The 22840-nt window shown below is 63.6% G+C and carries 21 protein-coding genes; 14 read left to right on the top strand and 7 right to left on the bottom strand.

Going from position 1 to position 22840, the window contains the following annotated elements; translation table 11 throughout:
• Positions 1-73: 73 nt before the first annotated feature.
• From KUA23_RS28265 to gshB, 7 genes are all read right to left on the bottom strand, one after another.
• The gene (locus tag KUA23_RS28265; RefSeq protein ID WP_252993181.1) at positions 74-1345 is read right to left on the bottom strand and encodes a dihydroorotase; all 1272 of its coding nucleotides are present in this window, start codon (positions 1343-1345) and stop codon (positions 74-76) included.
• Positions 1342-2346 carry an aspartate carbamoyltransferase catalytic subunit gene (locus KUA23_RS28260; RefSeq protein WP_025857712.1) on the bottom strand — a complete coding sequence of 335 codons (1005 nt, stop codon included), beginning with the start codon at positions 2344-2346 and terminating at the stop codon, positions 1342-1344. Before KUA23_RS28260 ends, KUA23_RS28265 begins: the two co-directional genes overlap by 4 nt.
• 24 nt (positions 2347-2370) lie before the next feature.
• On the bottom strand, positions 2371-2877 hold the full coding sequence (gene pyrR, locus KUA23_RS28255; protein ID WP_016976043.1) for a bifunctional pyr operon transcriptional regulator/uracil phosphoribosyltransferase PyrR: 507 nt from the start codon (positions 2875-2877) through the stop codon (positions 2371-2373).
• 72 nt (positions 2878-2949) lie between these two features.
• Positions 2950-3387: a Holliday junction resolvase RuvX gene (gene ruvX, locus KUA23_RS28250; protein ID WP_005792259.1), complete on the bottom strand. Its 438-nt coding sequence runs from the start codon at positions 3385-3387 to the stop codon at positions 2950-2952.
• The gene (locus tag KUA23_RS28245) at positions 3387-3956 is read right to left on the bottom strand and encodes a YqgE/AlgH family protein (protein ID WP_078050554.1); all 570 of its coding nucleotides are present in this window, start codon (positions 3954-3956) and stop codon (positions 3387-3389) included. Before KUA23_RS28245 ends, ruvX begins: the two co-directional genes overlap by 1 nt.
• Positions 3957-4058: 102 nt before the next feature.
• Positions 4059-4964, bottom strand: a complete 906-nt coding sequence (locus tag KUA23_RS28240) for an energy transducer TonB (protein ID WP_078050553.1) — start codon at positions 4962-4964, stop codon at positions 4059-4061.
• Positions 4965-5041: 77 nt separating this feature from the next.
• Positions 5042-5995, bottom strand: coding sequence for a glutathione synthase (gshB, locus tag KUA23_RS28235; protein ID WP_100491949.1), 954 nt, complete (start codon positions 5993-5995; stop codon positions 5042-5044).
• Between the two features lie 239 nt (positions 5996-6234).
• Between gshB and pilG the strand changes: the two genes are divergently transcribed.
• The 14 genes from pilG to mdcH all read left to right on the top strand — a co-directional run bounded on the left by pilG (position 6235) and on the right by mdcH (position 22782).
• A complete protein-coding gene (gene pilG / locus KUA23_RS28230; protein WP_010564379.1) occupies positions 6235-6642 on the top strand; it encodes a twitching motility response regulator PilG in 408 nt (135 codons plus the stop codon).
• Positions 6643-6688: 46 nt separating this feature from the next.
• The gene (gene pilH, locus KUA23_RS28225; RefSeq protein WP_014720320.1) at positions 6689-7054 is read left to right on the top strand and encodes a twitching motility response regulator PilH; all 366 of its coding nucleotides are present in this window, start codon (positions 6689-6691) and stop codon (positions 7052-7054) included.
• A 12-nt stretch (positions 7055-7066) separates the two neighbouring features.
• On the top strand, positions 7067-7591 hold the full coding sequence (locus tag KUA23_RS28220) for a chemotaxis protein CheW (RefSeq protein ID WP_078050551.1): 525 nt from the start codon (positions 7067-7069) through the stop codon (positions 7589-7591).
• Positions 7588-9639: a methyl-accepting chemotaxis protein gene (locus tag KUA23_RS28215; RefSeq protein WP_078050550.1), complete on the top strand. Its 2052-nt coding sequence runs from the start codon at positions 7588-7590 to the stop codon at positions 9637-9639. Before KUA23_RS28220 ends, KUA23_RS28215 begins: the two co-directional genes overlap by 4 nt.
• A gap of 169 nt (positions 9640-9808) precedes the next feature.
• Positions 9809-15628, top strand: coding sequence for an Hpt domain-containing protein (locus KUA23_RS28210; protein ID WP_252993180.1), 5820 nt, complete (start codon positions 9809-9811; stop codon positions 15626-15628).
• The gene (locus KUA23_RS28205; RefSeq protein ID WP_078050548.1) at positions 15621-16076 is read left to right on the top strand and encodes a chemotaxis protein CheW; all 456 of its coding nucleotides are present in this window, start codon (positions 15621-15623) and stop codon (positions 16074-16076) included. Before KUA23_RS28210 ends, KUA23_RS28205 begins: the two co-directional genes overlap by 8 nt.
• 250 nt (positions 16077-16326) lie before the next feature.
• On the top strand, positions 16327-16602 hold the full coding sequence (locus tag KUA23_RS28200; RefSeq protein WP_252993179.1) for a DUF6124 family protein: 276 nt from the start codon (positions 16327-16329) through the stop codon (positions 16600-16602).
• A 297-nt stretch (positions 16603-16899) separates the two neighbouring features.
• Entirely contained in the window at positions 16900-18570 is a 1671-nt protein-coding gene (gene mdcA / locus KUA23_RS28195; RefSeq protein WP_038849452.1) for a malonate decarboxylase subunit alpha, read from the top strand.
• Positions 18571-19404 (top strand): triphosphoribosyl-dephospho-CoA synthase, encoded by an 834-nt coding sequence (locus KUA23_RS28190; protein WP_038849449.1) that lies wholly within the window; start codon positions 18571-18573, stop codon positions 19402-19404. It begins immediately after the preceding gene.
• On the top strand, positions 19404-19703 hold the full coding sequence (locus KUA23_RS28185) for a malonate decarboxylase subunit delta (RefSeq protein ID WP_252993178.1): 300 nt from the start codon (positions 19404-19406) through the stop codon (positions 19701-19703). Before KUA23_RS28190 ends, KUA23_RS28185 begins: the two co-directional genes overlap by 1 nt.
• The gene (locus KUA23_RS28180) at positions 19696-20538 is read left to right on the top strand and encodes a biotin-independent malonate decarboxylase subunit beta (RefSeq protein ID WP_252993177.1); all 843 of its coding nucleotides are present in this window, start codon (positions 19696-19698) and stop codon (positions 20536-20538) included. The genes KUA23_RS28185 and KUA23_RS28180 overlap by 8 nt, the downstream gene beginning before the upstream one ends.
• Entirely contained in the window at positions 20535-21305 is a 771-nt protein-coding gene (gene mdcE / locus KUA23_RS28175) for a biotin-independent malonate decarboxylase subunit gamma (RefSeq protein ID WP_028618286.1), read from the top strand. The genes KUA23_RS28180 and mdcE overlap by 4 nt, the downstream gene beginning before the upstream one ends.
• Positions 21299-21886 (top strand): malonate decarboxylase holo-ACP synthase, encoded by a 588-nt coding sequence (locus KUA23_RS28170; protein WP_252993176.1) that lies wholly within the window; start codon positions 21299-21301, stop codon positions 21884-21886. The genes mdcE and KUA23_RS28170 overlap by 7 nt, the downstream gene beginning before the upstream one ends.
• Positions 21883-22782, top strand: a complete 900-nt coding sequence (gene mdcH, locus KUA23_RS28165; protein WP_099493112.1) for a malonate decarboxylase subunit epsilon — start codon at positions 21883-21885, stop codon at positions 22780-22782. The genes KUA23_RS28170 and mdcH overlap by 4 nt, the downstream gene beginning before the upstream one ends.
• Positions 22783-22840: the final 58 nt, after the last annotated feature.

Genomic DNA, 22840 nt, shown 5'->3' with positions numbered 1-22840 from the left:
AGCTAAACCGAGGTGATGCTATCGCAGGCAAGCCAGCTCCCACATGGGCCTTGTCCACATCAGGCGTGTTTTATCAGGCCTGGTAACTGATACGTCCGTCAACCAGGGTGTAGCGCACCGTCGCCGGCAGGCTATGGCCGATGAACGGGCAGTTTTCACCCTTGGACAGCCACTGCTCCCCGGCAACCGTGGAGCTGGCCGGGTCGAACAGCACCAGGTCCGCCGGCGAACCCACCGCCAACTTGCCCGCCGGCAGGCGCAAGGCCTCGGCCGGGCCGCTGCTCAGGCGTGCCAGCAGCGTCGGCAAGTCCAGCAACCCATCCTCTACCAACGTCATTGCCAGCGGCAGCAACAGTTCGACACTGCTGATGCCCGGCTCAGTCGCGCCGAACGGTGCCAGCTTGGCATCGCGCTCATGGGGCTGGTGGTGGCTGGAAATCGCCGAGACCACACCGGACTTGACCGCCGCACGCAAACCTTCGCGGTCGGCCAGGGTGCGCAGTGGCGGTTGCACGTGGTACAGGCTGGAGAAGTCGATCAGCGCCTCGGCCGTCAGGATCAGCTGATACAGCGCCACATCTGCGGTGACCGGCAAGCCACGGGCCTGGGCCTGGGCGATCAAGGCGACACCTCGTGCACTGGTCAGTTGGCTGAAGTGCGCACGCACACCGCTTTGTTCCACCAGCAGCAGGTCACGGGCCAGGGCCACGGTCTCGGCGGTTTCCGGAATGCCCGGCAGGCCAAGGAAGCTGGCCACGGCGCCTTCATGGGCCAGGCCGCCTTCGGCCAGGTCGCGGTCCTGGGAGTGGAAGATCACCGTCAAATCGAAGGTGGCCGCGTATTCCAGGGCGCGGCACAGCGTGCGGCTGCTGCGGAAGCTGTCCAGGCCATTGCCGAAGGCCACGCAACCGGCGTCACGCAGGGCGATCAGTTCGGCGAGTTGTTCGCCTTCCAAACCTTTGCTCAAAGCGCCGATAGGGAACACCTTGCAGTTGCCGGCCTCACGGGCGCGGTCGAGGATCAACTCGGTCACGGCCGAGGTGTCCAGCACCGGCTTGGTGTGCGGCGGGCAGCACAGGCTGGTCACGCCACCGGCTGCGGCGGCGCGGGTTTCGCTGATGATGTTGCCCTTGCGGCTGTAACCCGGCTCGCGCAGGGCGACGTTCAGGTCGACCAGGCCGGGCGCGGCCACCAGGCCTTTGGCATCAATGGTCTCGCTGGCGCTGAAGCCTGCGGGCGCGGCACCGATGGCGATGATCTTGCCGGCCTCCAGATGAAGGTCGGTGACGTGATCCAGGCCACTGGCCGGATCGATGACTCGGGCGCCGAGAATGCTGAGCTTCACTGGGCGTTCTCCTGCTCGAATTGACGTTGTGCGGTTTGCCCGCTCATGGCCATGGACAACACCGCCATGCGCACGGCGATGCCGTAGGTCACCTGGTTGAGGATCACCGACTGGTTGCCGTCGGCCACCGCCGATTCAATCTCCACGCCACGGTTGATCGGGCCGGGGTGCATCACGATGGCGTCCGGCTTGGCACCGGCCAGGCGCGCGGTGGTGAGGCCGAACAGGCGGTAGAACTCGCCTTCACTTGGCAGCAGGCCGCCGGCCATGCGTTCACGCTGCAGGCGCAGCATGATCACCACGTCCACGTCCTTGAGGCCTTCGGTCATGTCGGTGTAGACCTTCACGCCGTACTGCTCGATGCCGATCGGCAGCAGGGTTTTTGGTGCGATCACGCGGATGTCCGGGCAACCCAGGGTTTTCAGGGCCAGCATGTTCGAGCGCGCGACCCGCGAGTGCAGGATGTCGCCGACGATGGCCACCGAGAGGTTTTCAAAGCTGCCCTTGTGCCGACGAATGGTGAGCATGTCGAGCATGCCCTGGGTCGGGTGAGCGTGACGGCCATCGCCGCCGTTGATGATCGCCACCTGCGGGCACACGTGTTCGGCGATGAAGTGCGCGGCGCCGGAGTCGCCGTGGCGTACCACGAACATGTCGGCGGCCATGGCTTCGAGATTGCGCAGGGTGTCGAGTAAGGTTTCGCCCTTGCTTGCCGACGAGGTGGACACGTTCAGCGTGATCACATCGGCCGACAGCCGCTGGGCCGCCAGTTCAAAGGTGGTGCGGGTGCGGGTGGAGTTCTCGAAGAACACATTGCAGATGGTCTTGCCGCGCAGCAGCGGGACCTTCTTCACCGCGCGGCCTCCGACTTCGAGGAACGAGTCGGCGGTGTCGAGGATTTCGGTGAGCAGTTCGCGGGGCAAACCGTCGAGGGACAAGAAGTGTTGCAACTGACCCTGAGCATTGAGCTGCAGCGGGCGCTTGGCATCTAGAGGCGTCATCGCGGGGACTCTTTACAAGGCGGTTTAAAGGGCGAGGTCTTGCAGTTCGAGTTCGAGCGGCGTGGGACCGGACAATTTTACCCGTTGGTGGGCTTGCAGCGACAGTGTGGCGCCGACCACATCCGGGCTGATCGGCAATTCGCCGGCGTCCAGGTCCAGCAGGCACACCAGGGTCACGCTGGCCGGGCGGCCGTAGTCGAACAGTTCGTTCATGGCGGCGCGGATGGTGCGGCCGCTCATCAGCACGTCGTCGATCAGCACCAGGTGCTGGCCTTCGATCTCGAACGGCAGCGCCGACGGGCGCACTTGTGGATGCAGGCCGTTCTGGCTGAAATCATCGCGGTAGAAGGACACATCCAGGGTGCCAAGGGGCGAGTCGCTGCCCAGTGCTTCCAGCAATGCCTGGGCCACCCACACACCACCGGTGCGAATGCCGATGAAGCGCGGCTCGCTGATGTTGCGGTGTTGCAGATGGGCCGTGAGGCTTGTGGCCATCTGGCTGATCAGTTCGGCGGGATTGGGCAGGCTCATGGGTGCTCCTTCTAGGCCTCGCGCAGGCAAGGTCCGGGCTCAAACGTAAAAAGACGCGGCAAGCCGCGTCAGTCAGGATTCAAATAAGGCAGTGTTCTCATCCAGCCAGCCCTGCAACAGCAGCGCGGCGGCGATGGCGTCCACGGGGTTGTCGCGGTAGCTGCCTTTCTGGCCACCACGGTCGCGACGCTCACCCTTGGCTTCAAAGGTGGTCAGGCGTTCATCGTGGGTATAGAAGGGCAGGTTGTAGCGGCCATTGAGGCGGCGGGCGAATTTTTCGGCGCGCAGGCACATGTCGCTGGGGGTGCCGTCCATGTTCAGGGGCAGGCCGACCACCACGGCATCGGGCTTCCATTCCTTGATGAGGGCTTCGACCTGGTTCCAGTCCGGTATGCCGTTCTGCGCCTTCAGGGTGCACAGCTCGCGCGCCTGGCCGGTAATCACCTGGCCGACGGCTACGCCGATCTGTTTGGTGCCGTAATCAAAACCAAGGATCAGACGCAAAGCCATCAGGCGTGCCCCGCCTGGCTGGTCAGCAGGCTGAGGTTCACCCGCAGCTTGGCCGCAGCGGCTTCCAGGCGCAGTTCGCTGGGGGTGTTGAACAGGATTTCGGCGTCGAAGGGGCAGGTCAGCCAGGCATTGCTGGCCAGTTCGGCTTCCAACTGCCCGGCTTCCCAGCCCGCATAGCCGAGTGTGATCACGCTTTGCTCAGGGCCCACGCCGTCCGCGATGGCGAACAGCACGTCCTGGGACGTGGACAGCGACACGCCTTCCAAGTCGACCGTGGCCTGGAACTTCGGCCCGGTGGGGTGCAGCACAAAGCCGCGATCAGTCTGCACCGGGCCGCCGATGTAGATCGGCACGCCCTGGCAACGGGCGGGCGGGTCGATCTCGGGGCGCAGTTGCTCAAGGATGTCCGCCAGGTTCAGCTCTTGCGGGCGGTTGATGACCAACCCCATGGCACCCTTGGCGGTGTGCTCGACGATGTAGGTCAAGGTCTGCGCAAAGTTCGGGTCGGCCATATGGGGCATGGCGATCAGGAATTGGTGCTTGAGGTAGGTCGGGCTGACATTTTTCATGTCCGCTAGTGTGGCGGCGGAGGGGCGAACTGACAAGCTGGTGATGCACGACAAGGCTACCTTTCATGTCGAACACCCTGCCTGTAGGAGCCGGCAGGTGTATCAGTTGCTGGACAGCCGGTCGCCCCTGGCGAACTTCCAGGTGCGGATGATTTCCAGGCGATCGACGTCATTCAAGTCGCCGCTGAACGGCGCAAAGGGGGCGGCCAGGCGCACGATGCGCTGGGCGGCCTGGTCCAGCAAAGGCTGGCCGGACGACTCCAGCACCTGCACCTCATATAACGTGCCGTCGCGGTTGATCGACACCAGTAAGCGCAAATTGCCATAAATCTGCTGGCGGCGTGCCTCATCCGGGTAGTTGAGGTTGCCGATACGTTCGACCTTCTTGCGCCACTCGTCCTTATACCAGGCACCTTTGTCGCGCATGGTCGAGGCGGCGTTCAGCCGGTAGATGCGCGGGCGCTTGGCGTACAGCTGCTGTTCGTTGGCCAGTTCGGCTTCCAGGCTGGAGATTTCATCGGTCAGCGTCGAGCTGTCGAAGGTCGGCGCCGGCTTCACGGGCTCGGGCACGGGCTCGGTCTTGGTTTTTTCACGCTGGGTCGGGGCTTTTTGCGGTTTGGGCGCGACGGTGGTCACGGCGGCCTTGGGCGCTGCCTGCTTGACCTCGGGCTTGGGGGCCGGTGGCGGCGTGACTTTGTTGACCTTGTTGTCCTGGAACGGCGCCACCTCGGTGGTCTTGGGCACGGCTTTCTTGTCGAGGGTGCCGCTGCCTTGCTGGTTGTCCTGGGCGAGAAAGTCAGCCTTCTCGGGCTTCTTTTCGCTCTTGAACGTGGCGAGGGTGATTTCCAGGGTTTTGCTGATCTGCTTGGGTTCAACCATTGTGAACCCAACGCCGAGGATCACGGCCAGGTGAATCAGTGCAGCGAGGAAAAGGGTAAATCCGAGCCGATCAGCCGGGCGCACGCCGCTGTGGGAGAGTTCGGGGGGCAGTTCGGACGGGAGTGTCATGACAAAAAAACCAACATCGCGCGTTTCACAGGTGGCGCATGATAACGCAATGTTGGTGTGTGTCCGGCTGTTCTATGTCACTTGGCTTGTAGCTTGCGCTCAATGGCAGCCATCAACATTTCGCCGATGTTCGTGCCAAATGCGTTGTCGATCTCGCGGATGCAGGTAGGGCTGGTGACGTTGATTTCGGTGAGATTCTCGCCAATCACATCCAACCCCACGAACAGCAGGCCTTTTTCGCGCAGGGTCGGGCCAACCTGGGCGGCAATCCAACGGTCCTTGTCCGACAGAGGGCGGGCTTCACCACGACCACCGGCCGCCAGGTTGCCGCGGGTCTCGCCGGCTGCCGGGATGCGCGCCAGGCAGTAATCCACCGGCTCGCCGTCGATCATCAGGATGCGCTTGTCGCCGTCCTTGATCGCCGGCAGGTAGGCCTGGCCCATGATCTGCTGGGTGCCCAGGGCCGTCAGGGTCTCCAGGATCACCGACAGGTTCGGGTCGCCGGCGCGGTGGCGGAAGATCGAGGTACCGCCCATGCCGTCCAGCGGCTTGAGGATCACATCGCCGTGCTTGGCAGCGAATTCACGCAGCACATCGGCGCGGCGGCTGACCACGGTGGGCGGGGTGCACTGCGGGAAGAGGGTGGCGAACAGCTTTTCATTGCAGTCGCGCAGGCTCTGCGGCTTGTTGACGATCAACACGCCGGCGCGTTCGGCCTGTTCCAGCAGGTAGGTGGAGTAGACGAACTCCATGTCGAACGGCGGGTCCTTGCGCATCAGGATCACGTCCAGATCGCTCAGCGGGCTGTCGATTTCGTCCGACAGCTCGAACCACTTCTGCGGGTTGGCAAACACCTGCAGCGGACGCATGCGTGCGCGGGCCTCGCCGTCACCCTGGTAAAGGTCGCGCTGCTCCATATAGAACAGCGTCCAGCCGCGGGCCTGGGCGGCCAGGAGCATGGCCAGCGAGCTGTCCTTTTTATAGGAGATGCTGGCGATAGGGTCCATGACAATGCCGACGCGAACGCTCATGGGGGATTTCCTCTAGCAAATTAGGGCGCATAAAAGTGGCGTCAGAGTGGCGCTGTGGCTGTTGTGGGTCAAGGAAAAACCACCTGGCCGGTTGCTCGATAGATTGCGTCCGGAGACTGTGCTAAAAAGACTGCCACGGCGTAGCAGCCCTTGAATTCCAAGGCTTGCGGCGCTCATCCTGTGCAACATCAGGCAGTACACACCGAAAACCGATTCGCGGTGGCGATGGCAGAGCAGATATGGAACAGCATTCCAACGCCTTGAGAGTGATGGTGATCGACGATTCGAAGACGATCCGCCGCACCGCTGAAACCTTGTTGAAGAATGTGGGGTGCGATGTCATCACGGCCATCGACGGTTTCGATGCCCTGGCCCGGATTGTTGATCATCACCCGCACATTATTTTTGTCGACATCATGATGCCGCGCCTGGATGGCTATCAGACCTGCGCGCTGGTGAAGAACAACCCGGCGTTCAAGTCGATCCCGGTGATCATGCTGTCGTCAAAGGATGGCCTGTTCGACAAGGCCAAGGGGCGCATCGTCGGTGTCGATCAGTTTTTGACCAAGCCTTTCAGCAAGGAAGAACTGCTGGGCGCGATCAAGGCCTACGTGCCGGGGTTCGCCGCAGTAGAACAAGCACACTGACACCGCCTCACAAGGGCTGGCGTCCACCTATGTAGTGGGGAAAACCATGGCACGTGTTCTGATCGTCGACGATTCGCCGACCGAAATGTACAAACTGACCGGCATGCTGGAAAAGCATGGCCACCAGGTCCTCAAGGCCGAAAACGGCGCGGACGGCGTGGCCCTGGCCCGCCAGGAAAAACCCGATGCCGTGTTGATGGACATCGTGATGCCGGGCCTCAATGGCTTCCAGGCCACGCGCCAGCTGTCCAAAGAGCCCGAAACCAACGGCATCCCGATCATCATCATCACCACCAAAGACCAGGAAACCGACAAGATCTGGGGCGCGCGCCAGGGCGCCAAGGATTACCTGACCAAGCCGGTGGACGAAGAAACGCTGATCGCCACCCTGAACAAGGTGCTGGCCGGCTGACGGTTCGCCATCATGACCGAGTCGCAAACCGCCTTCGAGTTGCTGCTGGACATCGATCGGCGCTGCCGCCTGCTGGCCGCTGACCTGCCATCCCAGGAAACCCGCCTGCAACGCTGGAGCGGGATTGGCTTTCGCCTGGGCCAGCACTGGTATGTGGCGCCCATGGGCGAAGTCGCCGAAGTCCTGCATGAGCCGCGCTGCACCTTGATGCCCGGGGTCAAACCGTGGGTCAAGGGCGTGGCCAACCTGCGTGGGCGTTTGCTGCCGGTGATGGACCTCGGCGGGTTTCTCGGCCTGGAACTGTCCAAGGCGCGTAAGCAGCGGCGTGTATTGGTGGTGGAATTCAACGACTTGTTTGTCGGGCTGCTGGTCGATGAGGTGGTGGGAATGCAGCATTTCGCACAAGACGCACTGCTGGCGAGCGCCGCGCCCGGTGCGCCGTTTATCCAGGGCCAGTTCGACAGCGACCAGCAATGGCAGGTCTTCAGCCCCTTCGCCCTGGCCCAGGCCCCAGGCTTCATGGATGTTGCCGCATGACCACCGTTACCCCGCCAAAACCCCAGGCCGGCTCACGCAGCCGCTCGCAGATCATCGTGCTGTTCATCGCACTCATCGTGTTCATCATGTTGCTGTTCGCCAACTTTGCGTACCTCAACACCCAGTCCACCTATGACAAACAGTACATCGGTCACGCCGGTGAGCTGCGCGTGCTGTCCCAGCGTATCGCCAAGAACGCCACCGAAGCCGCCGCCGGCAAGGCTGCGGCGTTCAAGCTGCTGGGCGATGCGCGCAACGATTTCGCCCAGCGTTGGGGCTACCTGAAAAAAGGTGACCCGGAAACCGGCCTGCCTGCCGCACCCAACGCGGTGCGCGCCGAAATGCGCGCGGTGCAGACCGACTGGGAAGCGCTGCTGAAAAATACCGACGCGATCCTCGCCAGCGAACAGACCGTGCTGTCCTTGCATCAGGTCGCCGCGACGTTGGCCGAAACCGTGCCGCAGTTGCAGATGGAATCGGAAAAGGTCGTCGACATCCTCCTGCAGCGCGGCGCTCCGGCCAGCCAGGTGGCGCTGGCCCAGCGTCAGTCACTGTTGGCCGAACGTATCCTTGGCGCGGTGAACACCGTACTCGCCGGCGACGAAACCGCCGTGCAGGCCGCCGATGCCTTTGGCCGTGACGCCAACCGCTTCGGCCAGGTGCTCAACGGCATGCTCCAGGGCAACCCCGGCCTGCGCATCACCCAGGTCGAAGACCGCGACGCCCGCGCGCGTTTGGCGGAAATCGCCGAGCTGTTCGAGTTTGTCTCCGGCTCCGTGGACGAGATCCTCGAGACCTCGCCACAGTTGTTCCAGGTGCGCGCCTCGGCGAGCAATATCTTCAACCTGTCGCAAACCCTGCTCGATGAAGCCTCGCACCTGGCCACCGGGTTCGAAAACCTGGCCAGCGGGCGAAGCTTCGACACCATCGGCGGCTATGTGCTGGGCTTGCTGGCGCTGACCTCGATCATCCTGATCGGCCTGGTGATGGTGCGCGAGACCAACCGCCAACTGCACGAGACCGCCGAGAAGAACGAGCGCAACCAGAATGCGATCATGCGCCTGCTGGATGAAATCGAAGACCTGGCCGACGGCGACCTCACCGTGACGGCCTCGGTGACCGAAGACTTCACCGGCACCATCGCCGACTCCATCAACTATTCCGTCGACCAGTTGCGCGACCTGGTCGCCACCATCAACCTCACCGCCGGGCAAGTCGCCGGCGCCGTGCAGGACACCCAGGCCACCGCCATGCACCTGGCCCAAGCGTCGGAGCACCAGGCCCAGCAGATTGCCGAAGCCTCCACGGCGATCAACCAGATGGCCCAGTCCATCGACCAGGTTTCGGCCAACGCTGCCGAGTCCTCGGCGGTGGCAGAGCGCTCGGTGGAAATCGCCAACAAGGGCAACGAGGTGGTGCATAACACCATCCACGGCATGGACAACATTCGCGAGCAGATCCAGGACACTGCCAAGCGCATCAAGCGCCTGGGTGAGTCGTCCCAGGAGATCGGCGATATCGTCAGCCTGATCGACGACATTGCCGACCAGACCAACATCCTCGCCCTCAACGCCGCGATCCAGGCGAGCATGGCCGGTGACGCCGGACGCGGCTTTGCGGTGGTGGCCGATGAAGTGCAGCGTCTGGCCGAACGTTCGTCTGCGGCCACCCGGCAGATCGAAACGCTGGTGCGGGCGATCCAGGCCGACACCAACGAAGCGGTCATCTCCATGGAGCAGACCACCACCGAAGTGGTGCGCGGCGCGCGGCTGGCCCAGGACGCCGGGGTGGCGTTGGAAGAGATCGAAGGCGTGTCGAAGACCCTGGCGGCGCTGATCCAGAGCATCTCCAACGCAGCGCAGCAACAGACTTCATCGGCCGGGCAGATATCGCTGACCATGAACGTGATCCAACAGATCACCACCCAGACCTCGTCGGGCTCCACGGCCACCGCCGAAAGCATCGGCAACCTGGCAAAAATGGCCAGCCAACTGCGCCGGTCGGTGTCGGGTTTCACACTTCCACCTGCCAAGCAGCCGGAAGATTGAAATGCTATCCAAATGTGGGAGCGGGCTTGCTCGCGAATGCGGTGTATCAGTCACCTACTCTATTAACTGACCCACCGCATTCGCGAGCAAGCCCGCTCCCACATTAGATATCCATTGGTTTTGGTATATCTGCAACATCAGCAACCCATGAATTCTAAGCGGAGCAGTTATGGTTGATCGGCACGACTACGTGGCCCTCGAATGGGTCAAGGGCGACATTGCCGAAACCCTGAAACAGGCCCGTTCGGCGCTGGACGCCTACGTCGAAACCGGCGACAGCGATGCCATCAGCGAGTGCCTGGGCGCTATCCACCAAGTGCATGGCGCGTTGCAAATGGTCGAGTTCTACGGCGCGGCCCTGCTCGCCGAGGAAGTCGAAGAACTGGCCCTGGCCCTGCAAGCCGGTCATGTGAGCCAGCGCGACGAAGGCATCCGTCTGCTGCAACAGGCCCTCAACCAATTGCCGCTCTACCTGGACCGTGTGCACAGCGCCCGCCGTGACCTGCCGCTGGTGGTGTTGCCGCTGCTCAACGACCTGCGCAGTGCCCGTGGTGAAAGCCTGCTGTCGGAGACCAGCCTGTTCAGTCCCCAACTGCTGGCGATTGCGCCGCTGCTCGATGAAGTCCTGGCCCAACGCGCGGCGCCCGACCTGAAAGAGCAATTGCGCCAGTGGCACCAACTGCTGCAACAAGCGCTCGCCGGGCTGCTGCGCGAAGACCATGGCCCCAGCAACCTGGAAGACATGGCGCGGGTGTTCGCGCGCCTCGAAGCCTTGTGCCAGGGCGCACCGTTGTTGCCGTTGTGGCAAGTCACCTCGGCGCTGGTCGAAGGCATGCTGACTGGCGTGATCGCCAACAGCCCGGCGCTGCGCAGCCTGCTCAAGGCCAGTGACAAGCAACTCAAACGCCTGCTGGCCCAGGGCATCGGCGGGATCAACCAGCCGGCGCCGGATGAATTGCTTAAGAGCCTGCTGTTCTATGTGGCCAAGGTCACCCGGCCGACGCCGCGCATGCAAAGCCTCAAGGAACGCTACGGCCTGGATGAAGCCTTGCCCGACAGCGCGGTGGTCGATGCCGAACGCGCACGCCTGGCCGGACCGGACCGCAACGCCATGGGCTCGGTGCTGGGGGCGTTGTGTGAAGAACTGGTGCGGGTCAAGGAGCGTCTCGACTTGTTCGTACGCAGCGACCGTCAGCACACCCGCGACCTTGATGCACTGCTGGCACCGCTGCGGCAGATCGCCGACACCCTGGCGGTACTTGGCTTCGGCCAGCCGCGTAAAGTCATCATCGACCAGCTTGCCGTGGTGCTGAGCCTGGCCCAGGGCCAACGCGAGCCGAACGATGCGGTGCTGATGGACGTCGCCGGCGCGTTGCTCTACGTCGAGGCCACACTGGCGGGCATGGTCGGCACCGTCGAGCCGGAAAGCCGCGAAGACAGCCGCCTGCCCACCACCGACCTGACCCAGATCCACCAACTGGTGATCCGCGAATCCTGCCAGTGCCTCAAGCCAGCCAAAGAACTGGTGATCGACTGTATTGAAGCCGACTGGGACCGCCAGCGGCTCGAGTCCCTGCCGGAGCTGCTGAGCCAAGTACGTGGCGCCCTGGCGATGATCCCTTTGCCCCGCGCGGCAAGCCTGATGCGTGGTTGTACGGACTACGTCGACGAACAGTTGATGGGCAGCGACGCGCCGCCGTCCGAGATGCAGCTGGCGCATTTCGCCGACGTGATTAGCAGCCTGGAGTATTACCTCGAACGCATGCTCCAAGACCCCGATGCCGCAGGTGAACGGGTGCTGGAACTGGCCACCCAAGGCCTGGCGGCGCTGGGTTACCTGCCTGCCGAGAAACCCTGGCGCCAAGCCCTGGTTGCACCGGATGGAGCATTGGCGGCGGAGGTCGCGCCGAGCCAGTCGCAGTTCGATGCGCTGGCCAGCCCCACGTCGCGGCTAAACCCGCCGGCCTTGCAGCGCCCTGGCAGCCTGCTGCCGCCACCGGCCAACGAAGAGCCCATCGACGATGAACTGCGCGAGGTCTTCCTCGAAGAGACCGACGAGGTCCTAGAGGTGCTGCACCGGCACCTGCCCAACAGCGCGGACAAAACCGCTCAGGGCGAAATGCGCCGTGCCTTCCACACCCTCAAGGGTAGCGGCCGCATGGTCCGCGCCCTGGTCCTGGCCGAGCTGGCCTGGGCGGTGGAAAACCTGCTCAACCGCGTACTGGAACGCAGCGTGGCCCTGGGCCCCGAGGTGCAACAGGTGCTGGATGAAGCGGTGGCCCTGCTGCCGGAGCTGATCGCCGACTTCGCCACCGACGACCAGCGCCAGCGCGATGAGGTCGATGCCCTGGCAGCCCGTGCCCACGCTTTGGCCAGCGGTACACAGGTAGCGGCCGTTGAGCCTCATGACCCGATGCTCCTGGAGATCTTCCGCAACGAAGCCCAAAGCCATCTGGACAGCCTCAATCACTTCCTGCAACAGGCCGCCGAGCATGTGCCGCTGCAAGTCAGCGATGAACTGCAACGCGCCCTGCACACCCTCAAGGGCAGCGCCTACATGGCTGGCGTGCTGCCCATTGCCGAGCTGGCGCGCCCGCTCGACCACCTGACCCGCGAGTACAAGGCCCATCGCCTGCCGCTCGACCTGGACGAAGTGGAGTTGCTGCTCGAAGCCGAGGGCCTGTTCCAGCGCGGGCTGCGTGACCTGGATGGCGACCCCCTGGCGCCCATCAGGGGCGCACAGGACCTGATCAACCGTACCCAAAGCCTGCTGGACGACCAGCTTGAAGCCTTGCTCGACGCCCCGAACACCGGCCTGCGCATCAAGCGCGACCCGCAACTGATCGCCAACTTCCTGGCCCAGGGCATGGACATTCTGCTCGACGCCGAAAGCCTGTTGCGCCGCTGGCAACAGCATCCCGGCGAACGCCAGGAGCTCACCGCGCTGCTCGACGAATTGACCACCCTGGGGGAAGGCGCGCACGTCGCCGACCTGCACGCCATCGACGAACTCTGCGAAGCCCTGCTCGACCTCTATGGCGCGGTGGAGGAGAGCAGCCTGGCAGTGAGCGAGCGGTTTTTCCATGAGGCCGAACACGCCCATGAAGCACTGATCAGCATGCTCGACCAACTGGCCGCTGGCCAGGAAGTCAGCCCCGCGCCGGCACGGGTCGACGCCCTGCGCGAACTGCTGGATGAAGCCCTCGACCCGTCCGCCACCGGCCTGATCAAAAGCGACGGCAGCCGGGTGCTGAGCATTTCCGAGCTGGGCGCCGCCACACAGCAGTTGGATCAGGCCACCGCGATGGACGACGAGATCGTCGAGATCTTCCTCGAAGAGGCCGTGGACATCCTCGACAGCGCCGGGCAATCGCTCAAGCGCTGGTTGCTGGAGCCCGACAACGCCGCGCCGTTGTCATCATTGCAGCGCGATCTGCACACCCTCAAGGGCGGTGCGCGCATGGCCGAAATCGGCCCGATTGGCGACTTGGCCCATGAGTTGGAATGCCTGTACGAAGGGTTGGTGGACCGCCGCTACAGTTACTCCGCCGAACTGTCCCTGGTACTGATGGCCTGCCATGAGCTGCTCGCGTTGCAGCTGGAAGAACTGCAGCAGCACCAGCCCCTGAGTGACAGCGCCGAGCTGATCGCCAAGGTCCGGGTGTTGCGTCAAGCCACTGCGCCTGCTGCACCGGCTACTGCGCCGCCAACGTCCGGCGCCGACCCCGAGTTGCTGGATATCTTCCTCGAAGAGGCTGCCGACATTCTCGACAGTTCCAGTGCGGCGCTGTCGCGTTGGCAGGCCGAGCCCGGCAATCGCCAGGAGGTGGAAACCCTGCTGCGCGACTTGCACACCCTAAAGGGCGGCGCGCGCATGGTCGAGATTGCGCCCATTGGCGACCTGGCCCATGAGCTGGAATTTCTCTATGAAGGCCTGTCTGCCGGATTGCTCGCGCCATCCCCGGAGTTGTTCGCGTTGCTGCAAGGCTGCCATGATCGCCTGGCGCAGATGATCGACGCGGTGGCGGACGGCTTGCCGGTCGGCTCGGTGGACAAGCTCATCGAGCGCATCAAAAGCCTGGTGCACCCGAGCGATGAGCCCGTGACGCCATTAGCGTTGCCGGCGGGCAAGGCGGAGGCCGTCGTCGATCCGATGGCCGACATGGTGAAGATCTCTGCCGAGCTACTCGACGACCTGGTCAACCTGGCCGGTGAAACCTCGATCTTCCGTGGCCGCATCGAACAGCAAGTCAACGACGCACGCATCGCCCTGACCGAAGTGGAAACTACGATTGAGCGCATGCGCGATCAACTGCGTCGCCTCGACACCGAAACCCAGGGCCGCATCCTCAGCCGCCAGCAAGTCGAGGCCGAGCGCCTGGGCTATGAAGACTTCGACCCGCTGGAAATGGACCGTCATTCGCAGTTGCAGCAACTGTCTCGCGCGTTGTCCGAATCCGCCTCTGACCTGCTCGACCTCAAGGACACCCTTGAGCGCCGCAACGAAGACGCCCACGACCTGTTGCAGCAACAGGCGCGCATCAACACCGAGTTGCAGGAAGGCCTGATGCGCACGCGCATGGTGCCGTTCGAGCGCATGCTGCCGCGCCTCAAGCGCATCGTGCGCCAGGTGGCGGGTGAGCTGGGCAAGGACGTGGAATTCATCGTCGGCAACGCCGAGGGCGAGATGGACCGCAACGTGCTGGAGCGCATGGCCGCGCCGCTGGAGCACATGCTGCGCAACGCCGTCGACCACGGCCTGGAGTCCCGCGATGCACGGCTGCTGGCCGGCAAGCCCGAGAAAGGCCGCATCACCCTGGACTTGACCCACGAAGGCGGCGACATCGTTTTCGACATGCGCGACGACGGCGCCGGTGTGCCGCTGGAGGCCGTGCGGCGCAAGGCGATCAAGCGTGGCTTGCTCGCCCCGCATCAAGAGATCAGCGACCGCGACGTGTTGCAGTTCATCCTACAGCCGGGCTTCTCCACGGCGGAAAAGATCACGCAGATTTCCGGGCGCGGCGTGGGCATGGACGTGGTGCATGAGGAAGTGCGTCAGCTTGGCGGCTCGATGGTCATTGACTCGACGCCGGGCGAGGGTGTGCATTTCCGTATTCGCTTGCCGTTCACCGTGTCGGTCAACCGCGCGCTGATGGTGCAATGTGCGGATGACCAGTACGCGATTCCGCTCAACACCATCGAAGGCCTGGTGCGGGTGCTGCCCCATGAGCTGGCGGGGCACTATCAGCAGGATCCGCCGAGTTATGAATATGCCGGCCAGCGTTACGAGCTGTTCTACCTGGGCGACCTGCTGCACACCGTCAGCCGTCCGAAACTGCTGGGCCAGTACCAGCCGGTGCCGGTGCTCTTGGTGCAGTGCAACGAGCGGCGCGTGGCGATCCATGTGGACGCCATGGCCGGCACGCGGGAAATCGTGGTCAAGGGCCTGGGGCCGCAGTTTGCCGGCGTGCAGGGCCTGTCGGGCGCGACGATTCTGGGCGACGGTCGCGTGGTGCTGATCATCGATTTGCTCGCGCATATTCGCGCACGCCAGCCGGCCTTGCCGGCCCAGTCGGTCGACGCGCCACTGATCCTCAACGACCCGTTGAAAAAGCGCCCGTTGCTGGTGCTGGTGGTGGACGACTCCGTCACGGTGCGCAAAGTCACCAGCCGCCTGTTGGAGCGCAACGGCATGAACGTGCTCACCGCCAAAGACGGCATCGACGCCCTCGCCGTGCTGGAAGAGCACAGCCCGGACCTGATGTTGCTCGACATCGAAATGCCGCGCATGGACGGCTTCGAAGTCGCCACCCAAGTGCGCAACGACCCCCGGCTCATGCGCCTGCCGATCATCATGATCACCTCGCGCACCGGCCAGAAACACCGCGACCGCGCCATGGCCATCGGCGTGAATGACTACCTCGGCAAGCCGTACCAGGAATCGGTGCTGCTCGAAAGCATCGCCTACTGGAGCAAGTCCCATGCTTGACCACCGCACCAGCCAACTCACCGGCCTGCTGCTGCCCCTGGCCGACCGCCACCTGGTGCTGCCCAATGTCGCCATCGCCGAACTGATCGACTTCCAGCGCGGCGAACCGGCCAGCGATGCACCGCCGTGGTATTTGCGGCAAGTGACCTGGCGCGACAGGCAAATCCCGCTGATCAGCTTTGAAGCGGTGTGCGGTGAAGCCAGCGTGACCGGCGAACGCTCGCGGATAGTGGTGTTGAACGCGTTGGGCGGGCGGCCGACGCTGAAGTTTATTGCGCTGGTGATCCAGGGCATTCCACGGTCGTACAAGCTTGATAGTGAATTGAGCTACGTGGACGTGCCGCTGTGCCCGCTGGAGCTGGCGGCGGTGCAGGTGGGCGAGCATGTGGCGAAGGTGCCGGACCTTATGGGCATCGAAGCGCTCTTGGTTGAATCCGGCTTGGCTTGATTGCCCACCTATTCAAATCCCTATGAAGTTCCAAATATGGGAGCGGGCTTGCTCGCGAAAGCGGTGGGTCAGTCACTGATAGCTGGCTGACCCACCGCTTTCGCGAGCAAGCCCGCTCCCACACTGAATTGTGCTCGCTGCTTTATGGCGGCTGCGCGCAGGAGGTCTTCGGACCTGCTGGGTGTCCTAAACAGGCCCGGTCTTGCACACCTGCGCACGGTCGCCACCCTCATTCGCGTGCAAGCGAGCGGTGGCGCTCCTCACTCACTGTTTAGGAGCTTCATCATGGCCGAACCTACCCCCCAATCGGCCGCTCTTCACCGTAAACCCGCACGAAAACACCGGAACCCTGCTGGTCAACGCCAGCGAAACCCTGTCCTCCCTCAACGCACTGACCTGCAATCTCGCTTTCGACCTGGACACCTCCCAGCGCGCAGTCATGCTCGGAATTCAGCAAATGGCGGAGTTGGGGCAGTTGTTGGTTGATAGAGCGTTGGAGCAAGTCAGCCCGTCGCCAGCCTCTTGAAGCGGTCCTAAACAGGGACTGATTGTTCCCTGATTGGGACCGCTATTTAACCAACACCATCGATCAAATGTGGGAGCTGGCTTGCCTGCGATGGCGGAGTACCAGTCGACTTATCGCCAGATGACACACCGCTATCGCAGGCAAGCCAGCTCCCACATTTTGATGTCATCAGGCTCACGATCAGCATTCGCACGGACTTCGTTACTCCAGCCGTAATAATCCACCGCCGAGCTTGATTGATGGCCCTCTGAATCACTCCTAAGGTACAGCCCACGACAGCAAACCCGTGGAGCGACCATGACAACAACAATCACCCCCGACTCGCGCTGGACGCGGCGGCGCGACGAGAAGCAGCGGCGGCTCGGGCTGGTCAAAAAATACGCAGACGGGGCGGTGTTGCCCAGTGACAGGATCGTCGAGGCGCTTGAGGCGCTGATCCTGCCCGGTGACCGTGTGGTGTTGGAGGGCAATAACCAGAAGCAGGCGGATTTCCTCTCGCGCTCCCTCGCCAAAGCCGACCCGTCCAAGCTCCACGACTTGCACATGATCATGCCCAGTGTTGGCCGTTCCGAGCACCTGGACCTGTTTGAAAAAGGCATCGCCCGCAAGCTGGATTTCTCCTTCGCCGGCACCCAATCCCTGCGTATCAGCCAGTTGCTCGAAGACGGCCTGCTGGAAATCGGCGCGATCCACACCTACATCGAACTCTATGCGCGGCTGGTGGTGGACCTGATCCCCAACGTGGTGCTTTCCGCCGGATTTATGGCCGACCGCGCCGGCAATATCTACACCGGCGCCAGCACTGAAGACACCCCGGCGCTGATCGAGCCCGCCGCGTTCAGCGATGGCATCGTGATCGTGCAGGTCAACCAGTTGGTGGATGACGTCACCGATTTGCCGCGTGTGGATATCCCGGCGAGCTGGGTGGATTTTGTGGTGGTGGCCGACAAGCCGTTCTATATCGAGCCGCTGTTCACTCGCGACCCGCGCCACATCAAGCCGGTGCACGTGCTGATGGCAATGATGGCAATCCGTGGCATCTACGAAAAACACAATGTGCAGTCGCTCAACCACGGCATCGGTTTCAACACCGCCGCCATCGAGCTGATCCTGCCGACCTACGGTGAATCCCTTGGCCTTAAGGGCAAGATCTGCCGCAACTGGACCCTCAACCCGCACCCCACGCTGATCCCTGCGATTGAAAGCGGCTGGGTGGAAAGCGTGCATTGCTTCGGCACCGAACTGGGCATGGAGAACTACATCGCCGCACGGCCGGATGTGTTCTTCACCGGCCGCGACGGCTCGATGCGCTCCAACCGGATGTTTTGCCAACTCGCCGGCCAATACGCGGTGGACCTGTTTATCGGCGCGACGCTGCAAGTCGACGGTGACGGCCATTCCTCTACCGTGACCCGTGGCCGCCTGGCCGGTTTTGGTGGCGCACCGAACATGGGTCACGACCCGCGCGGTCGCCGCCATGGCACGCCGGCGTGGTTGGATATGCGCCACGACGATGCGCCCGAAGCCTTGTTGGAGCGCGGCAAAAAACTTGTGGTGCAAATGGTCGAGACCTTCCAGGAAGGCGGCAAACCCACCTTCGTCGACACCCTCGATGCCGTGGAGGTCGCGCGCAAAAGCGGCATGCCGCTGGCACCGATCATGATCTACGGCGATGACGTCACTCACCTGCTCACCGAAGAGGGCATTGCCTACCTGTACAAAGCGCGTTCACTCGAAGAGCGCCAGGCGATGATCGCTGCCGTCGCAGGTGTCACGGCGATTGGCATGCGCCACAACCCCAAGGACACCGCGCGCATGCGCCGCGAAGGGTTGATCGCCTTGCCCGAAGACTTGGGCATCCGCCGCACCGATGCCACCCGCGAGTTGTTGGCCGCCAAGAGCGTGGCCGACCTGGTGGAGTGGTCCGGTGGCTTGTACAACCCGCCCGCCAAATTCAGGAGCTGGTAAATGCGCGCCCTTAAATTGCATGAACTCAGCCTTGCGGATCGCCTGGCCGATCTGGCCGTCGATGCGCTGATCGATGAAGCGGACCTGTCGCCCAAACCCGCCCTGGTGGACCGGCGTGGCAACGGCGCCCACAGTGATTTGCACCTGGGCCTGATGCACGCCTCGGCGTTGTCACTGTGGCCGATGTTCAAGGAAATGGCCGAGGCGGCGATTGAATTCGGTGAAGTCGGCTTGCCCCTGCGTGAAGCCCTTGGGCGCATTGGCCGTGAAGGTGAGCAAGCAATGTTGACCACCACCAACGGCGTGAACACCCATCGCGGTGCGATCTGGGCCCTTGGTTTGCTCACGGCAGCGGCGGCACTGGAACCTCGCGCCGTCACGCTGACGGCAGCCAAACTGGCCTTGCTCAACGACCGCTACGCGCCGCAGCCCGTGAGCCACGGTGCTCAAGTCGCCCAACGTTACGGCGCACGCGGCGCTCGTGAAGAAGCGCAGCTGGGCTTCCCGTCCGTGGTGCAACGCGGCTTGCCGCAGCTGCATCGAAGCCGCCAGCAAAACGCCGGCGAACAGAACGCGCGCCTGGACGCCTTGCTCGCGATCATGACGGACCTGGCCGACACCTGCGTGCTCTACCGTGCTGGCACCGAAGGCCTCTACGCGATGCAACGCGGCGCCCAGGCCGTGCTGGAGGCAGGCGGCAGCGCAACCCTCGGCGGTCGTCGCCAACTGCACGCGCTGGACCTTCAACTGCTGGCCCTGAATGCCTCCCCGGGCGGCGCCGCCGACCTGTTGGCCGCCTGCCTGTTTATCGACCGCCTCGACGGAGCGTTGTGATGGAAACCTTATCCTTTGAATTCCCTGCCGGGCAGCCGCCAAAAGGCCGTACGCTGGTGGGTTGCGTCGGCTCGGGCGATCTGGAGGTGCTGCTGGAACCGGGCACGCCGGGCACGCTGACCATCCAGGTGCAAACCTCGGTGAATGGCGCCGAACAACGCTGGCAGCATCTGTTCGAGCGCATCTTCCAGGAGCAGACGCCACCGGCGTTGAACATTGATATCCACGATTTCGGTGCCACCCCCGGCGTGGTGCGTTTGCGCCTGGAGCAGGGTTTCGAGGAGATCGACCATGACTGACTTACTCGCCAAACACAGCTTCGTTGAGCTGGGCGCTCGGCAGCGGGCCAAGGCGTTGCTGGACGCCGGCTCCTACCGCGAATTGATCGACCCGTTCCAGCGCGTCATGTCGCCGTGGCTCAGCCGCCAAGGCGTGGTGCCACAGGCCGATGACGGTGTGGTGATCGCCAAGGGCAGCATCGACGGCAAACCTGTCGTCATTGCCGCCATCGAAGGCAACTTCCAGGGTGGCAGTCTCGGCGAAGTGGGCGGCGCAAAAATCGCTGGCGCCTTGGAACTGGCCGCCGAAGACAACCGTAAGGGCGTCCCGACCCGCGCGGTGCTGCTGCTGGAAACCGGGGGTGTGCGCCTGCAGGAAGCCAACCTGGGCCTGGCCGCCATTGCCGATATCCACGCGGCGATTGTCGACCTGCGCCAACACCAGCCGGTGATCGGCGTGGTGGCGGGCAGTGTCGGTTGCTTTGGCGGCATGTCCATTGCGGCTGGATTGTGCAGTTACCTTGTTGTCACCCGCGAAGCACGCCTGGGTTTGAATGGCCCGCAAGTCATCGAACAGGAAGCGGGGCTTGAGGAGTACGACTCCCGCGATCGGCCTTTCATCTGGAGCCTGACCGGCGGTGAGCAACGCTTCAACAGCGGCTTGGCCGATCGCTATGTCGCTGACGATGTGGCCGAGATTCAACAGACCGTCAGCGCATTACTACAACAAGGCCTGCCCACCCAACAACGCAGCCACCAGGCCGCGTACTACCTGGCGCGCTTGGCCGAACTGGACGCTACGGCGCAGATCGACCCGGCGACAGTGCGCGAGCTGTATCAAGGAGAACGCTCATGAGAGGTTTGCAGTGGTTCAACGCATTGAGCGCCGGAGCGACGGCCGTTGAGGGTTTGCCCAACTCGCTGAAAGTCGCCGATGGTGTGCTGGGTGAGCAGCCTGTGCGCTATATCGCTGTGGTCACCGACGCGCAAAACCGCTTCCCCCGCGCACGCAACGGCGAAGTGGGCCTGCTGGAAGGCTGGGGTCTGGCGAAGGCCGTCGATGAAGCCATCGCCCGAGGCGATAAACGCCCGATCATCGCCATCGTCGATGTACCGAGCCAAGCCTATGGCCGGCGCGAAGAAGCCCTTGGCATCCACCAGGCCTTGGCCGCCGCCGCCGACAGCTATGCCCGTGCGCGTCTGGCGGGGCACCCGGTGATTGCGCTGTTGGTCGGTAAGGCCATGTCCGGTGCGTTTCTCGCTCATGGGTACCAAGCCAATCGCCTGATTGCCCTGCGCGATCCCGGTGTGATGGTGCACGCCATGGGCAAGGCCTCGGCCGCGCGCGTGACGCTGCGCAGCGTTGAAGAGTTGGAAGCCCTGGCCGCCAGCGTGCCGCCCATGGCCTACGACATCGACAGTTACGCCAGCCTGGGGTTGCTGTGGGAAACCTTGTCGGTCAGCCAGATTGAACAGCCCACGCCGGAGGATGTGGCGCGGGTCAGCGATTGCCTGGTGAGTGCGATCAAGGATATTGGCAGCACCGACTTGAGCGGCCGCCTGGGTGCGACCAACCGCGCCGCATCCAGCCACGTACGCCAACTGCTGCGGGAACAATGGTGAACGCCCACGACTTGCTCTGGGGCATGACCCCGGCGCATCTGCCTGCTGACGCTCCGGCGTGGGCGGTGGAGGCAGTAGGCACGGTGGTGGTGCGTCGCGCCACTGTCACGCCGGGCTGGGTCGCGATAGGCGTGCGCGGGCGTTTGCGCGAGCAGCGGTTTGCCGCCGAAATGCCGATTGCCGCGGTGCAGCGGCGAGTAACGCCGGAAGCGCTGCGTGACGTTGCCTCGACACGGGACTTACCGGCCTTGCAGGCGCTCGAACAGTTGCGGCCAGTGCTGACGCCCTTGAATTGGGGCATCACCGGCAGCGCGGGTTTTGAGCTGGCCACGGGCATTGAAGCGCTGCATGCCCAGAGCGATCTGGACCTGATTCTGCGCACGCCCGAGCCGCTGGATCGCAACGATGCACGCGACTTGCTGGCAGCCTTGGACAAAGCCGCGTGCGCTGTGGATATGCAACTGCAAACACCTTTCGGCGCTATCGCCCTGCGCGAATGGGCCGGTCCATCGCGGCGGGTGCTGTTGAAAACGGTCAGCGGTGCGCACCTCGTCCTCGACCCTTGGCAGGCCGTAGCATGAGCAGCCTTCTTGTCTTCCCCGGCCAGGGCGCCCAACGCCCCGGCATGCTCCAGGCGTTGCCGGCCGATGTGTTGGAACACGCCAGCGAAGCCTTGGGTGAAGACGTTCGTGCATTGGATTCGGCGCACGCCCTGGCGAGTACCCGCGCCGTGCAGCTTTGCCTGCTGATCGCCGGCGTGGCCTACGCCCGCTTGCTGCAGCACACGCCGGATTACGTCGCAGGGCTGTCCATCGGTGCTTACCCGGCAGCGGTGATTGCCGGTGCGCTGGATTTCGCCGACGCCCTCAAACTGGTCAGCCTGCGCGGCGAGCTGATGCAAAACGCTTATCCACAGGGCTACGGCATGACCGCGATCATCGGCCCGGAGTTATCCACCGTCGAAAACCTGCTGGCCGAGATCCACAGCCCCGAAACTCCGGTGTACCTGGCCAATATCAACGCCGACAACCAGACGGTGATCGCCGGCAGCGACAAAGCCATGAAGCTTGTCGCCAGTCGCATCAAAGGCAACGGCATCGCCAAGCGCCTGGCCGTCAGCGTGCCGTCTCATTGCGCATTGCTGGAGCAGCCAGCCCAGGCTTTGGCACAAGCCTTCGTGCCGCTCAAGGCGCCGCGCATCACCTACCTGAGCAGCACCCGTGCGCGGCCGATCCACAACCCCGAGCAACTGCGCGACGACCTGGCCTTCAATATGTGTCGCATCGTCGACTGGCGCGGCACCGTGCAAAGCGCCTACGAGCGCGGCGTGCGCCTGCAAATCGAACTGCCTCCGGGCGCGGTGCTCACCGGCCTGTCGCGCCGGGTGTTTGAACAAGGCACGGTGATCGCCTGCGAAGGCGCGCGCCTGGACACTTTGCAGGCCCTGCTGCAAGAGGAGGAACGCCGCCATCGATAAAGCAGCACCCAAGGCTTTCGAAGCACAACAACAACAATTTCGATCGAGCACTTTGAGG

It is taken from the genome of Pseudomonas pergaminensis, from assembly GCF_024112395.2.
GTDB classification, from domain to species: domain Bacteria; phylum Pseudomonadota; class Gammaproteobacteria; order Pseudomonadales; family Pseudomonadaceae; genus Aquipseudomonas; species Aquipseudomonas pergaminensis.
This window is presented reverse-complemented; position numbering and strand designations above follow the sequence as displayed.